The organism is Novosphingobium sp. FSW06-99, assembly GCF_001519065.1.
In the GTDB taxonomy this organism is placed as follows: Bacteria; Pseudomonadota; Alphaproteobacteria; order Sphingomonadales; family Sphingomonadaceae; genus Novosphingobium.
Window position 1 is genome coordinate 186,637 of sequence record NZ_KQ954258.1, and the last position, 13,319, is coordinate 199,955.

Below are 13,319 nucleotides of genomic sequence, written 5' to 3' on the forward strand. Positions count from 1 at the left end.
GCAATCGCAAGCAGACCGCCCGAGGGGCTCAAACCGCGAGGCAGGCCAGCTTGATTTCGAGATAGTCGTCAACGCCAAGGTGCGATCCCTCGCGGCCCTGACCCGATTCCTTGACCCCGCCGAACGGGGCGACTTCGGTCGAGATCAACCCGGTGTTGAACCCGACCATGCCATATTCGAGCGCATCCATCAGCCGCCACTGGCGCGATGCGTTGGCGGTATAGACATAGGCGGCCAGCCCCGCGCGGGTGTCGTTGGCCAGATGCACCGCTTCGGCTTCGTCCTGGAACCGGATCAGCCCCGCCAGCGGACCGAACGTTTCTTCGCGCGCCAGCAATGCATCGGGGCGGACATCGACCAGCACGGTTGGCTGGAAAAACCGCGCGCCTGCCGAATGCGGTTCGCCACCGGTCAGCACATGCGCGCCATGCGCCACCGCATCGGCCACATGCGCCGCAATCTTGGTGACCGCGCGGCCATCGATCAACGGGCCCTGTTCGGTCGGCCCTTCCAGTCCATGGCCGATGCGGAACTGCCCCACGCGCGCCGCCAGCTTTTGCGCAAACGCATCATAGACCGCATCGTGGACATAGAGCCGGTTGGCACAGACGCAGGTCTGCCCGGTGTTGCGGAACTTCGATGCCAGCGCGCCTTCGACCGCGGCATCGATATCGGCATCCTCGAACACAATGAACGGCGCGTTGCCGCCCAGTTCCAGGCTGACCCGCTTGACCGTGGTGGCGCATTGCGCGGCCAGCAGTTTGCCCACCGGGGTCGATCCGGTGAAGGTGAACTTGGCGACGCGCGGATCGCCCGTCAGCACGCCCCCGATCGCCTTGGCATCACCGGTGATCACGCTGAACACGCCCGCCGGAACGCCCGCTTCCTCTGCCAGCACCGCCAGCGCCAGCGCCGAAAACGGCGTCAGTTCGGATGGCTTGACCACGAACGGGCAACCCACTGCCAGCGCCGGGCCAGCCTTGCGCGTGATCATCGCCAGCGGGAAATTCCATGGCGTGATCGCGCCCACCACGCCCACCGGCTGGCGCGTGACCACCAGCCGCCGGTCGGCGGCATGCGGGGTCAGCACTTCGCCGCGTACCCGCCGCGCCTCTTCGGCAAACCATTCGAGGAACGCGGCGGCATAGGCCACTTCGCCCTTGGCCTCGGCCAGCGGCTTGCCCTGTTCGGCAGTCATGATCAGCGCCAGATCGTCGGCGTGGGCCAGCATCAGCTCGGCCCAGCGGCGCACAATGGCGCCGCGTTCCTTGCCGGTGCGGGCTTTCCATCCGGCAAACGCGGCCTTGGCGGCAGTGACCGCCTCGTCGGTCTCGGCCGCACCGAAATCGGGCACATGGCCGATCACCGCGCCCGTCGCCGGATTGTCCACCGCGATGGTACGGTCAGAGGTGCGCCAGGCGCCGCCGACAAACGCGGCCTCGCGCCACAAGTCGGCGCGGGCGAGATCGGGACGCGATTTTACCAGCAGGTCCGTGGCGTTCATGCGTCGACTTTCCCCGCGACTTTGGCGAGCGCGGCTTCGACCACGTCGAGCCCTTCGTCGATCAGCGCGTCCGACGCGGTCAACGGCACCAGAATGCGGATGGTTTCGCCCTTGGTCCCGCACGACAGCAGGATCAGCCCGGCTTCGAGCGCGGCGACGGTTACTGCCTTGGCCAGCGCACCATCGGTCTGGCCTTGCGCATTGGTGACATCAAAGCCGATCATCGCGCCCAGCCCGCGCAGATTGGCAACCGGCAGCCCGGCGGCAGCAAACCCAGTGATCCGCGCGCGCAGCCGCTCGCCGATCGCGGTGGCGCGATCGAGCAAGCCTTCTTCCTCGATCACGTCGATCACCGCCAGCGCGGCGGCGCAACCGATTGGCGATCCGCCATAGGTGCCACCAAGGCCACCCGGATCGAGCGAATCCATCAGTTGCGCGCGGCCGATCAGCCCCGACAGCGGGAACCCGCCGGCCAGCGACTTGGCGACGCAGACCAGATCGGGTTCGACCCCGCTGTGTTCGATGCCGAACAGTTTGCCGGTGCGGGCAAACCCGGCCTGCACTTCATCGGCGATCAGCAGAAAGCCGTGCTGGTCTGCCAGCGCGCGCAGCGCTTCGAGGAATTCGGTCGGCGCGACATGGAACCCGCCTTCGCCCTGCACCGGCTCGACAATCACCGCGGCGACGCGTTCGGGATCGACATCGGCGGCAAACAGGTACTGGATCGCGGCCAGGCTCTTTTCGACGGTGTTGCCGTCGATCCCGGTCGGGAACGGAGCGTGGAACACTTCGGGCGGCATCGGGCCGATCTTGCGCTTGTAGGGCGCGACTTTGCCGGTCATCGCGCTGGCCAGCAGGGTGCGGCCATGAAATGCGCCGGTGAACGCGATCACCGCCGAGCGCCCGGTGGCGGCGCGCGCGATCTTCACCGCGTTTTCGGTCGCTTCGGACCCGGTGGTCAGCAGGATCGTCTTGGCATCGCCCGAAAACGGCGCCCGCGCGTTCAGCTTTTCGGCCAGCTCGATATAGCTTTCATAAGGGCTGACCTGGAACGCGGTATGGCTGAACCGCGCCAGTTGCGCCTCGACCGCAGCGATTACGCGCGGGTGGCGATGGCCGGTGTTGAGCACCGCGATACCACCTGCAAAATCGATATAGCGACGGCCCTCGACATCCCACAGTTCGGCGTTGTCGGCGCGATCGGCATAGACCGCCGTCGACGAGGCAACGCCGCGCGGAACGGCACGGTCACGGCGGGCGGCAAGCGAGGCGTTGTCAGACTTGGCTGCGACGGACTTTGCAGGGTCACTCATGGCGGGACTTTCGCATAAGAAGGGCTGGCGCATAAAAAGGGCTGGCGACACTATGACACCACCCACTTGCGCCGTTAAGCCGACAAATGGTAGCGATGTGGTGATCAGGAGTTACCATTTGTCGGATCGCCCGCACTTGCCCCCGTTTGCCGCGCTGCGCGCATTCGAAGCGTTTGGCCGCCATGGCAAAGTGCGCCGCACTGCGGTCGCGCTGGGGGTCAGCCATGCCATTGTCAGCCGCCATCTGTCGGCACTCGAAGACTGGCTGGGCACGATGCTGGTCGACCGCGTGCATGGCGGGCTGACCCCGGCGGGCGCGGATTACCACGCACTGATCGGCCCGGCGTTCGATCAGTTGTGCAGCGCGACCGAACGTGTGCGCGGCGATGCGGGCGCGCGGTTGCACGTCTGGTCGATGCCGGGCCTGGCCTATCACTGGCTGACCAGCCGCCTGCCCGATTTCGGACGCCGCCACCCCGGCCTGGCGGTCACGCTGCGCCCGTCGGACGCGCCCCCCGATCTCAACCGGCACGAGGCGCATGCCGATCTGCGCTGGTGGCGCGACAGCGATTTCACCGGCAGCGAACAAGTCGGAATCGCGCGGGTCCCGGTGATCCGCCCGCGCGTGTTCCCGGTCGCGCGGCCCGATGCGCCCTGGCTGGCCGGACGCGCGATCGACCACCCCGCCGATCTGCTGACATTGCCGTTGCTGCACGAGGACGACGATGTCGAATGGCTGGTGTGGTTTGCCGCGCACGGACTGGGTGCGGCTGCACTACCGCCGCCGGTGGCGCGGCTGTGGCAGGCACACATGACGCTGGTTGCCGCGCGCGAGGGCCAGGGCGTCGCGCTGACCAATGCCTTTCTGGCGGGCGAAGACCTTGCCGCCGGGCGCGTGGTCGAACTGGGCGCCGGCAATGCCGCCTTTCACGCGGTGTCGCTGGGCGCCTATTACCTGACCACCCCGCGCGACAGCGGCCAGACCCGGCCCTTGCGCCAGTTTGCCGCGTGGCTGGTCGACATGGTTGGCGAAGCGCCGCCCGACTGGCAGGCCTGATGGTGCACTGCGCGCACCATCGGCGCGCGCATGGCGCCTGTTGATCGGCCGCGTTTGGCCGCATCAGGCTAAGCTCGTCGCATACCCCGAAAGAGCAACTGCATGGCCACGCTTCCCAAATTCGCGATCCGCAGCGCCGATGAACTGGTCGCCGCCGCCGGTGATATCGATCTGTCGCATTTCTGGATGCCGTTCACCAACAACCGCCATTTCAAGGCCAATCCGCGCCTGTTCGCAGGCGCGCGCGACATGCATTATGTCACCACCGACGGGCTGCGCCTGCTCGACGGCACCGCCGGGCTGTGGTGCGTCAATGCCGGGCATGGCCGCGCGCCGGTGGTCGAGGCGATTGCCGAGGCGGCGCGCACGCTGGATTTCGCCCCGACCTTTCAGCTTGGCCATCCGCTGGCGTTTCAGGCGGCCAGCGCGGTGGCCGGGCTGATGCCGGCCGGGCTCGACCGCGTGTTCTTTACCGATTCGGGCGGCGAAAGCGCCGATACCGCGCTGAAGATCGCGCTGGCCTATCACCATGCGCGCGGCGAAGGCACGCGCTTCCGGCTGATCGGGCGGCAGCGCGGCTATCACGGCACCAATTTCGGCGGCATGTCGGTCGGCGGGATCGGCGGCAACCGCCGCCGCCATGTCAGCCAGGTGTGGGGGGTCGATCATCTGGCCCACACCCATGGCGACGCGGTGCGGTTTCAGCGCGGGATGCAGCCATCGAACGGCAATCTGGCCGACGAACTGGAAGAACTGGTCGCTCTGCACGGCGCCGAAACGATCGCGGCGGTGATCGTCGAGCCGGTGGCGGGATCGACCGGCGTGCTGGTGCCGCCGCAGGGCTATCTGCAACGGCTGCGCGATATCACGCGCAAATATGGCATCCTGCTGATTTTTGACGAAGTGATCACCGGGTTCGGCCGGCTGGGCACGGCGACGGCGGCGGAATATTTCGGCGTGACCCCCGATATCCTGACGCTGGCCAAGGGACTGACCAACGGCGCGGTGCCGATGGGCGCGGTGGCGGTCGATCGCGCGGTCTATGATACCGTGGTTGACCGGTCCCCGGCGGGCATCGAATTCTTTCACGGCTATACCTACTCGGGCCATCCGCTGGCGGCGGCGGCGGCGGTGGCCACGATCCGGCTTTATGAAGACGAGGGCATCTTTGCCCATGCGGCAGGCCTGGCGAGCGTCTGGGAAGACGCGGCGCATGGCTTGCGCGATGCCCCCCACGTGATCGACATCCGCAATCTGGGGCTGGTCGCCGGGATCGAACTGGCGCCGCGCGACGGCGCGCCCGGCGCGCGCGCGATGGAGGTGTTCCATCGCGCATTCGATGCCGGGCTGCTGATCCGCGTGACCGGCGATATCATCGCCCTGTCGCCCCCGCTGATCGTGTCGGAGGCGCAGATTCGCGAAATCTACGACACCCTGGCCGAAGTGCTGCGCCAGACGGCGTAGCACTTCGGCCCCAGGCCTCAACCCAACAGCACTTCGGCGATCTGCACCGCGTTGAGCGCGGCGCCCTTGCGCAAGTTGTCGCCGACGACAAACAGCGCCAGGCCGTGGGCGACGGTCGGATCGTGGCGTACGCGGCCGACGAACACGGGGTCCTGCCCGGTCGCTTCGAGCGGGTTGGGCACTTCGCTGATCACCACGCCGGGCGCGCGGGCCAGCAGTTCGAGCGCGCGCGCGGGGCTGATCGGGCGATCGAATTCGGCGTTGATCGACAGCGAATGGCCGGTGAACACCGGCACGCGCACGCATGTGCCCGACACCGGCAGGCCGGGAATTTCCAGGATCTTGCGCGTTTCGTCGCGCAGTTTCAGCTCTTCTTCGGTATAGTCGTCTTCGCCCAGCACATAGTTCAGCGGCACGACATTGTGCGCGATCGGCACCGCCCACTTTTCCGCCGGGGGCAGCAATTCGTGCCCGCCGGTGGCCAGCGCGCGCACCTGGTCGCCCACGTGATCAAGCTGGCGCGCCAGCACGTCGATCCCGGCAAGGCCGCCGCCCGACACCGCCTGATAAGTCGATACCACCAGCCGCTTAAGCCCGGCCTCGTCATGCAACGGGCGCAGCACCGGCATTGCCGCCATCGTCGTGCAATTGGGGTTGGCGATGATCCCCAACGGCAGGTCGGCCAGCGCATGCGGGTTCACTTCGGCGACCACCAGCGGCACGCGCGGGTCTGACCGCCAGGCCGAACTGTTGTCGATCACCACCGCGCCGGCGGCGGCGGCCTTTGGCGCCAGCGCGCGCGAAGTGGACCCCCCGGCCGAAAACAGCACCACATCGAGCCCGCCAAAATCGGCCGTTTCGGCATCTTCGACGACCACGCCGTCAAGCACTTTGCCCGCCGACCGGGCCGAGGCAAACAGCCGCAGGCAGGCCACCGGAAACCGGCGCTCGACCAGGATTTCGCGAATCATCGTGCCGACCAGCCCGGTCGCGCCGACGATCCCGACATTGAGCTGCTGTCCGGGGGCAAATTGGGGAACCATGCGTCTATCTCCTGTCAGGTCAGGGATCAGAGCGGGGCCGGTTTTGTCTGAAGAACCCCGCTGCGTCCGTGTGCGGGGTTGGTGTTCGGGTGGGGTGCCGTCAGATCGCGCACGCCCCCGCCACCAACCGCGCATCGGCGGTCGGTTTCGGGGTAATGGTAATGATCGGCTTTGCGAACATGGGGGCGCCGATTAACGGCAACCAGCGCGCAATGCAATTGCTTAAATCAACGCACGTTCGCGTAGAAACTTGCGCAGGCGGGCGATACCGGTGCTGCTCCACCTGTCTGCACGCGCGACAAACCAGTAACTGCCGACCGGCACCGCCCGCGTACCCGGCACCGCCAGTTCGACCAATGCGCCTTGGGCCAGATCGCGCCCGACCAGAAAGCGGTTGGCCAGCGCCAGCCCGCGCCCCTGCCGCGCGGCGGCGATGGCCAGATGGGCGTGCCACAACAGCGGCCCGCCCAGCCGATGCGTGCCCGGTTGTACCCCGTTGTGCATCAGCCAGGCGCGCCACTGTTCGTGGTGTTCCTCGTGCAACAGCGGTGCGGTCAGCAGATCCTGCACCCCGGTCAGCCGCAGCGTCGCCGCCAGCGCCGGGCTGGCGACGATCATCAGCGGCGGGCGCGCCAGTTCGAGCGCCTGCAACCCCGGCCCGCCGGGGCGCGGCAGCCAGTCGTCGCCATAAAAGCGGATATCGGCATCGGCCTCGAACTGGCCGAGATTGGCGCAGGCATCGGTCGGGCGCAGCTCGACCGCAATACCAGGCTCGCTGCGTTCATAGTCGGCAAGTTGGTCCGACAGCCATTGCGTGGCAAAGCCCGGCACCGCCCACAGCCGCACCCCATCGCTGGCGCCGGCCGCCTGCACGTCGCGCGTCGCCGCGATCAGATCGTGTAGCGATGCGGACACCCGCGCGTGATAGGTGCGGCCCGCTTCGGTGAGCACCAGCCGCCCGCCAACACGATCGACCAGGGCCACGCCCAGCCAGTCTTCCAGCGCGCGGACATGGCGGCTGATCACGGTGTGGTCGATGCCAAGTTCCACCCCGGCGCGCCGGATGCCGCCGGTGCGCCCGAGCACCTCGAACGCACGCAGCGCGGCAAACGGCGGCAGCGGGGTGGCCACCGGGGCCCGGCCCCTATTTCAGCGTGGCGAGATAGGCGATCAGGTTGGCGCGCTGGGTGTCGTTGGTGACCATGATCACCATGCGCGTGCCCGGAACCAGCTTGCCCGGCGCCTTCAGGAAAGTGTTGAGCGTTTCAGGGGTCCAGGTCAGTTTCGACGCCTTGAGCGCGGCGGAATAACTGAACGCGGTCGACGCGGCCTTGCGCCCGACCACCCCATAAAGGTTGGGCGCGGCAACGCCGACCGCGCCGGGCTTGTAGACATGGCAGGCGGTGCACTGGTTGAACACGGCCTTGCCCGCGGTGGCATCCTGCGCCTGCGCGGCGACCGGAGCGGCCAGGGCAAGCGCGGCAATTGCAAGCATTTTCATCAGCAACGACTCCAGTCCAAGGGGATTACAGCAAGCTCAGATATGTATCATATTCGAAACGATCGATATGCGACATGAACGCGGCGCGGTCCTGCCGCTTGCACGCCACCACGATATCACGCAGCCGCGGCCCGAAAATGCCCGCAACGCGGTCCGAGGCGGCAAACCGGTCGATCGCCGCGCCCCATTCGACCGGCAGGCGCTCGCCCGCGCCGGGGTCGCGCGGGTCTTGCGGCGGCGGCGGCATGGCCCCCGCCTCGATCCCCTGCAACATCGCGCCCAGCATCGCGCCCAGCGCCAGATAGGCATTGGCATCGGCGCCCGAAATGCGGTGTTCGATCCGCGTGGCCTTGGCCCCGCCGCCCGCCTTTGCCCCGTCGATCACGCGGATCGCGGCAGAGCGGTCATCGTGGCCCCACCCGGCCGAAACCGGCGCATGGGCATCAGGGCGAAACCGGCGAAACGAATTGGCGTTGGGCGCGAATGCCAGCATGCAGTCGGGCATGGCCGCGACCAGCCCGGCCACCGCGTGAAACAGCGTGGGCGAAGGCGCGCCGGTCGCGGCATCGGCCAGCACATTGGCGCCCGCCGCATCGTTGACGCTGGCGTGGATATGCATTCCGCTGCCGGACGCATCGCCATAGGGCTTGGCCATGAATGTCGCGCCCAGCCCGTGCTGGTGCGCCAGACCGCGCACGATGCGGCGCATCAGCATGGCATCATCGGCCATCGCCAGCGCATCGGCGCGGTGCAGGATGTTCAGTTCGAACTGGCCCGGCCCGGCCTCGCTGATCACCCCGTCGGCGGGAATGCCGATCGCGCGGGCCGCCGCCATGATCGCCTCGATCAATGCCTGGTGCGCCGCCAGCGCGCCGGTCGACAGCGTGTCGTTACGCCGCCAGTTCGCTGCACGCGCGCCATCGGGCGGCACCGGCACGCCATCGGCCAGGCGATAGAGATAGAATTCCAGTTCGACCGCCACCACCGGGGTCAGGCCGCGCGCGGCATAGCGTGCCACGATCGCTTCCAGCGCGCCGCGCGGATCGGCCTGCGCGGGCCCGCCGGCAGGGTCGCGCAAAGTCAGAAAGGCCTGTGCCACGTTGCCCGCCAACCATGGCACGCGCGCCAGCCGGCCCGGTATCGGATAGCCGGTACCATCCGGATCGCCGGTGCCGAACGCCAGCCCGGCCTCCATCACGTCGCAGCCCCAGGCGTCTTGCGCAAACACCGACAGGGGGATCGGCAGCCCCTTGGCATCGATGCCCAGCGCCTTGTCGCGCGCCAGCCATTTGCCTTTGGCGGCACCCGCCACATCGAACACAAAGGCCTCGACGCTGTCGACTTCGGGATGCGCGGCCAGAAACGCCGCCAGCGATGCCTGTTCATCCTGTGCCATGGTGTGATCACATATGGCATGGTCGGAAATGTGTCCAGACACGTGCGCCCGCCTTGTTGCGGGACCGCCAACGAAGGTGATTGACCACCCCGGAGCCCGAACCTAATTGTGATCGCAGCCGGTCGGATCGACGCAACCCCGGCGCACAGGGGCAATCGGCACGGATGACCACGGCAAGAGGCATATCGGGCGGCAGTCGCGCGGCGTTCTGGACGGTGTTCGCGATCCCGGCGGTGTGGATGCTGGCGTTTTTCGTGGTGCCTCTGTCGATCATCTGGGCCTACAGCTTTGGCCGCACGCTGGGGCTGACCGAGGTGGTGGTAACCGGCACGCCCGACAATTATGCGCGCGTGTTCGACCCGGTCTATCTGTATATCTTTGCCAAATCGCTGGTCTTTGCCGGCGCCACCACGGCGATCTGCCTGATCATCGGGTTTCCCTATGCGCTGGTCATGACGTTTGCCTCGACACGCGCCAAGATTCTGTTGCTGCTGGCGATCATGTTGCCGTTCTGGACCAACCTGCTGGTGCGCACTTATGCGCTGATGGCGGTGATGCGCACCGAAGGCTGGGTCAACGAAGCGTTCGGCGTGATCGGCCTGGGGCCGTTCGAGATGCTGCACACCAATTTCGCGGTGGTGACCGGGTTGGTCTATGTCCACTTGCCGTTCATTGTCCTGCCGCTGTTTTCCACGCTCGACCGGCTAGACCGGTCGCTGATCGAGGCCAGCCTCGATCTGGGCGCGGGCCATCTGCGCACGATTTTTCAGGTGGTCATCCCGGTGGTCTGGCCGGGCATTCTGTCGGCAGTGCTGTTGTGCTTCATCCCCGCACTCGGCTCGTACCTGACGCCCGACTTGCTGGGCGGGCCCGACAGCCAGATGATCGCCAGCGTGATCGAACGCCAGTTCAAGCGTGCCAATGACTGGCCGTTTGGCGCCGCGCTGTCGTTCATGCTGATGTACCTGACCCTGGCGGCCATGGCCTGGCGCGCGCTGGCCGAACGCCGCGCCGCAGTGCGAGATCTGCGCTGATGCGCCTGTTCGCGCGCAAACGCGGTGACGCAGGACCGCTCGATTATGCCGGCCGCTGGTCGCTGCGAAGCTGGGTCGCGGTGGTCCTGGTGTTCCAGTATCTGCCGCTCGCCAGCCTGGTGCTGTTCAGCTTCAACAATTCCAAACGGACCATCCGCTGGGAAGGGTTCACGTTCGACTGGTATGGCCGGCTGGCCAGTGATGATGCGCTGATCGGCGCCTTTGCCAATTCGCTGACGATCGCGGCAATCTCGACCGTGTTCAGCGTGCTGCTCGGCACGATGGCGGCGATTGCGCTGTGGCGGTTCCGTTTTCCAGGCAAAGGCGTGTTCGACGGTGTGATCACACTGCCCATCGTGATCCCCGAAATCTGCATGGGCGTGGCGATGCTGGTGTTCTTTGGCACGGTCGCGCCCTGGCCGCGCGATCTGGTCTGGCCGCTCGACCTGGGGGCGATCACGATCGCGCATATCACGTTCAGCTTTCCGTTCGTCACGGTGGTGGTGCGCGCGCGGCTGGCCTCGTTCAACCGCGAGATGGAAGAGGCGGCGCGCGATCTGGGTGCCAGCGAATTGCGGGCGATGCGCGACGTGCTGCTGCCGCATCTACGGCCGGCACTGATTGCCGGGGCGCTGCTTGCCTTTGCCAGCAGCCTCGACGATTTCGTCATCACCTTCTTCACCGCCGGGCCGAACACCGTGACTTTTCCGGTGAAGATCTATTCGATGGTGCGCTTTTCCGTCACCCCCGAAGTCAACGCCGCCTCGACCGTGCTGATGGCGATCACCATTGCGCTCACGCTGGTGGGCATGAAAATGCAGGGTACCGACATTGCCTCGACAGAAAGCCCGTGATGCTCATCCGCTTTGAAAACGTCACCAAGCGCTTTGGCAGCTTCATCGCGGTCGACAATGTCAGCCTGGATATTGCGGTGGGTGAATTCTTCTCGCTGCTCGGCCCGTCGGGTTGCGGCAAGACCACGCTGCTGCGCATGCTGGCGGGGCTGGAAACGCCCAGCGCAGGCCGCATCCTGATCGACGGGGTGGATATGGCCGGGGTCCCACCCAACCGCCGCCCGGTCAACATGGTGTTCCAGTCCTATGCGGTGTTTCCGCATATGACCGTTGCCGACAACGTCGCCTATGGGTTGAAGATTGACCGCGTGCCCCGTGCCGAGCGCGACAGCCGCGTGGCCGAGGCGCTGGCGCTGGTCAAGCTCGACGATTTTGCCCACCGCCGCCCCGACCAGTTGTCGGGCGGCCAGCGCCAGCGCGTGGCGCTGGCGCGCGCGTTGGTCAAACGGCCCAAAGTGCTGCTGCTCGACGAGCCGTTGTCGGCGCTCGATGCCAAATTGCGCGATGCGATGCGCGGCGAACTGGCGGCGATCCAGCGCGAGGTCGGGGTGACGTTTGTGATGGTCACCCACGATCAGGACGAAGCACTGGCCATGGCCAGTCGCTGCGCGCTGATGAACCGGGGCACATTGCAGCAAGTGGCCAGCCCCGGCGATCTTTATGAATTTCCCGCCAACCGCTTCGTCGCCGACTTTATCGGGACCATCAACTTGTTCGAAGCCACGCTGGCGGTCGATGAAACCGACCATGCCATTGTCCGCACCCCCGCGCTCGACGCGCCGGTCTATCTCGGCCACGGGGTTACCGGCGCCACCGGCGCGCAAGTGTGGGTGGGCATCCGGCCCGAAAAGATCACCATGACCCCGGCCGACGCGCCCCGCCCGGCAGGCCCCGCCGCGATGCCCCACGCCAACCGGACGCCCGGCACGATCATGACCAGTGCCTATCTCGGCGCGGTCACGCTCTATGATATCCACACCAGCGGCGGCACGCTGATCAAGGTCACCGCGCCCAATGGCACCCGCTCCGCCAGCCCGGCCCTGCCCGCCGGCACCCAAGTGTGGTTGCACTGGGAACCCGATGCGCCGGTGATGCTGCTGGCATAAAGGCCGCCCCCGATCGCCATTCGACCGCACGCACACGGCACGGCGGATCGTTTCGCGCGCTGCAAAATGGTGCTACGCACAAAAATCACGCGCACCGGGACGGGATCTGAAAATGTCGCTTTCTGAAGGTACTTCTTCAACCAAGGACTTGTTCGACACCATTTCCGCCGACCGATATGCTCAAAAGCATTCGAGCTATTTTGAAGTCTACGACCGCTATCTCGACAAATTTCGCGGCAAGCGCCCCACCGTTGTCGAAATCGGCGTGCAGCATGGCGGATCGCTGCTGATCTGGGAGAGATTTTTTGACGGCGATGTCGATATTGTCGGGCTCGACATCCTGGCCGATTGCCGGAAGTTTGCCGGTGGCAATGTGCGCATTTTCATCGGCGACCAGTCCGACCCGGCATTCCTCGACGACGTGATCGCCGCCGTCGGGCAGGCCGATATCATTATCGATGATGGCAGCCACATTCCCTATCATCAGATCAAGACGTTCGAAGTGCTGTTCTACAAGCTGCTCAAGGACGGTGGCGTCTATATCTGCGAGGATTGTCACACCTCGTACTGGCCGCGCTATGGCGGCGGCCTGCGCAAAAAGGGCACGTTCATCGAATATGCCAAGCGTCTGTGCGACCAGCAGAATGCGTGGAGTTCGGAAAGCCGCAATCTGGTGGTCGATGCGGCCACCCGCTCGATCAAATCCATCGCGTTCTATTACAGCATCGTCGTGTTCGAAAAGGCGGCAGTCGAAGAACCGCAACTGGTCGAGGCCGGCAGCGCCAAGCTCGATCTGGAAAGCGCGTTCAAGGCCAGCGGCCTTGCCCGGCTGATACTGCCGCTCAAGCGCAGCGCCACGGTGCAGCGTCTGGTGCGCACCAACCCGGTGCTGTGGCGGCTGATGCGGCGCTTTCTCAACGCCAACCAGGGCTGAAAGTCTGACTGCAAATTCCGGCGTTGCCATAATTTTGTGAAGACGGCACCGGCCTCAACGCTGTTTTTGCTGCAGTGCAAACAGAGACTTGCCCAAAGCGGTTTTGTCGGGGT

At 66.2% G+C, this 13,319-nt stretch carries 12 protein-coding genes; 6 read left to right on the top strand and 6 right to left on the bottom strand.

Going from position 1 to position 13,319, the window contains the following annotated elements:
- Positions 1-28: 28 nt before the first annotated feature.
- Both AQZ49_RS14760 and gabT read right to left on the bottom strand, forming a co-directional pair.
- Positions 29-1,504: an NAD-dependent succinate-semialdehyde dehydrogenase gene (locus AQZ49_RS14760; RefSeq protein WP_067617016.1), complete on the bottom strand. Its 1,476-nt coding sequence runs from the start codon at positions 1,502-1,504 to the stop codon at positions 29-31.
- On the bottom strand, positions 1,501-2,817 hold the full coding sequence (gabT, locus tag AQZ49_RS14765; protein ID WP_067617019.1) for a 4-aminobutyrate--2-oxoglutarate transaminase: 1,317 nt from the start codon (positions 2,815-2,817) through the stop codon (positions 1,501-1,503). The genes AQZ49_RS14760 and gabT overlap by 4 nt, the downstream gene beginning before the upstream one ends.
- A gap of 100 nt (positions 2,818-2,917) precedes the next feature.
- On the opposite strand from gabT, the gene AQZ49_RS14770 reads away from it, so the two are divergent.
- Together AQZ49_RS14770 and AQZ49_RS14775 are read left to right on the top strand one after the other, a co-directional pair.
- Complete coding sequence (locus AQZ49_RS14770) at positions 2,918-3,874, top strand: LysR substrate-binding domain-containing protein (protein WP_231739250.1); 957 nt, start codon at positions 2,918-2,920, stop codon at positions 3,872-3,874.
- 102 nt (positions 3,875-3,976) lie between these two features.
- Positions 3,977-5,338: an omega-aminotransferase AptA gene (locus AQZ49_RS14775; RefSeq protein ID WP_067617022.1), complete on the top strand. Its 1,362-nt coding sequence runs from the start codon at positions 3,977-3,979 to the stop codon at positions 5,336-5,338.
- A gap of 17 nt (positions 5,339-5,355) precedes the next feature.
- Here AQZ49_RS14775 and AQZ49_RS14780 read toward each other — a convergent pair whose 3' ends face one another.
- The 4 genes from AQZ49_RS14780 to AQZ49_RS14795 all read right to left on the bottom strand — a co-directional run bounded on the left by AQZ49_RS14780 (position 5,356) and on the right by AQZ49_RS14795 (position 9,278).
- Entirely contained in the window at positions 5,356-6,381 is a 1,026-nt protein-coding gene (locus AQZ49_RS14780; protein WP_067617025.1) for an aspartate-semialdehyde dehydrogenase, read from the bottom strand.
- Positions 6,382-6,603: 222 nt separating this feature from the next.
- A complete protein-coding gene (locus tag AQZ49_RS14785; protein WP_082701804.1) occupies positions 6,604-7,512 on the bottom strand; it encodes a LysR substrate-binding domain-containing protein in 909 nt (302 codons plus the stop codon).
- Between the two features lie 13 nt (positions 7,513-7,525).
- On the bottom strand, positions 7,526-7,882 hold the full coding sequence (locus tag AQZ49_RS14790; RefSeq protein WP_156428320.1) for a c-type cytochrome: 357 nt from the start codon (positions 7,880-7,882) through the stop codon (positions 7,526-7,528).
- 25 nt (positions 7,883-7,907) lie between these two features.
- Positions 7,908-9,278, bottom strand: coding sequence for a glutamine synthetase family protein (locus AQZ49_RS14795; protein ID WP_067617028.1), 1,371 nt, complete (start codon positions 9,276-9,278; stop codon positions 7,908-7,910).
- A gap of 164 nt (positions 9,279-9,442) precedes the next feature.
- Here AQZ49_RS14795 and AQZ49_RS14800 point away from each other — a divergent pair, with 164 nt between their 5' ends.
- The 4 genes from AQZ49_RS14800 (at position 9,443) to AQZ49_RS14815 (ending at position 13,206) form a co-directional block, all read left to right on the top strand.
- Complete coding sequence (locus tag AQZ49_RS14800; RefSeq protein ID WP_067617031.1) at positions 9,443-10,312, top strand: ABC transporter permease; 870 nt, start codon at positions 9,443-9,445, stop codon at positions 10,310-10,312.
- Positions 10,312-11,166 (top strand): ABC transporter permease, encoded by an 855-nt coding sequence (locus tag AQZ49_RS14805; protein WP_067617034.1) that lies wholly within the window; start codon positions 10,312-10,314, stop codon positions 11,164-11,166. The genes AQZ49_RS14800 and AQZ49_RS14805 overlap by 1 nt, the downstream gene beginning before the upstream one ends.
- On the top strand, positions 11,166-12,272 hold the full coding sequence (locus tag AQZ49_RS14810; protein WP_067617037.1) for an ABC transporter ATP-binding protein: 1,107 nt from the start codon (positions 11,166-11,168) through the stop codon (positions 12,270-12,272). Before AQZ49_RS14805 ends, AQZ49_RS14810 begins: the two co-directional genes overlap by 1 nt.
- 112 nt (positions 12,273-12,384) lie before the next feature.
- Complete coding sequence (locus AQZ49_RS14815; protein WP_156428321.1) at positions 12,385-13,206, top strand: class I SAM-dependent methyltransferase; 822 nt, start codon at positions 12,385-12,387, stop codon at positions 13,204-13,206.
- Positions 13,207-13,319 lie beyond the last annotated feature (113 nt).

What these genes read in the sequence shown, in the direction of transcription:
- AQZ49_RS14760 (WP_067617016.1), bottom strand. Translation starts at nt 1,504, where the DNA reads ATGAACGCCACGGACCTGCTGGTAAAATCGCGTCCCGATCTCGCCCGC.
- AQZ49_RS14795 (WP_067617028.1), bottom strand. Translation starts at nt 9,278, where the DNA reads ATGGCACAGGATGAACAGGCATCGCTGGCGGCGTTTCTGGCCGCGCAT.
- AQZ49_RS14800 (WP_067617031.1), top strand. Translation starts at nt 9,443, where the DNA reads ATGACCACGGCAAGAGGCATATCGGGCGGCAGTCGCGCGGCGTTCTGG.
- AQZ49_RS14810 (WP_067617037.1), top strand. Translation starts at nt 11,166, where the DNA reads ATGCTCATCCGCTTTGAAAACGTCACCAAGCGCTTTGGCAGCTTCATC.
- AQZ49_RS14775 (WP_067617022.1), top strand. Translation starts at nt 3,977, where the DNA reads ATGGCCACGCTTCCCAAATTCGCGATCCGCAGCGCCGATGAACTGGTC.
- AQZ49_RS14815 (WP_156428321.1), top strand. Translation starts at nt 12,385, where the DNA reads ATGTCGCTTTCTGAAGGTACTTCTTCAACCAAGGACTTGTTCGACACC.
- AQZ49_RS14790 (WP_156428320.1), bottom strand. Translation starts at nt 7,882, where the DNA reads ATGAAAATGCTTGCAATTGCCGCGCTTGCCCTGGCCGCTCCGGTCGCC.
- AQZ49_RS14805 (WP_067617034.1), top strand. Translation starts at nt 10,312, where the DNA reads ATGCGCCTGTTCGCGCGCAAACGCGGTGACGCAGGACCGCTCGATTAT.
- gabT (WP_067617019.1), bottom strand. Translation starts at nt 2,817, where the DNA reads ATGAGTGACCCTGCAAAGTCCGTCGCAGCCAAGTCTGACAACGCCTCG.
- AQZ49_RS14780 (WP_067617025.1), bottom strand. Translation starts at nt 6,381, where the DNA reads ATGGTTCCCCAATTTGCCCCCGGACAGCAGCTCAATGTCGGGATCGTC.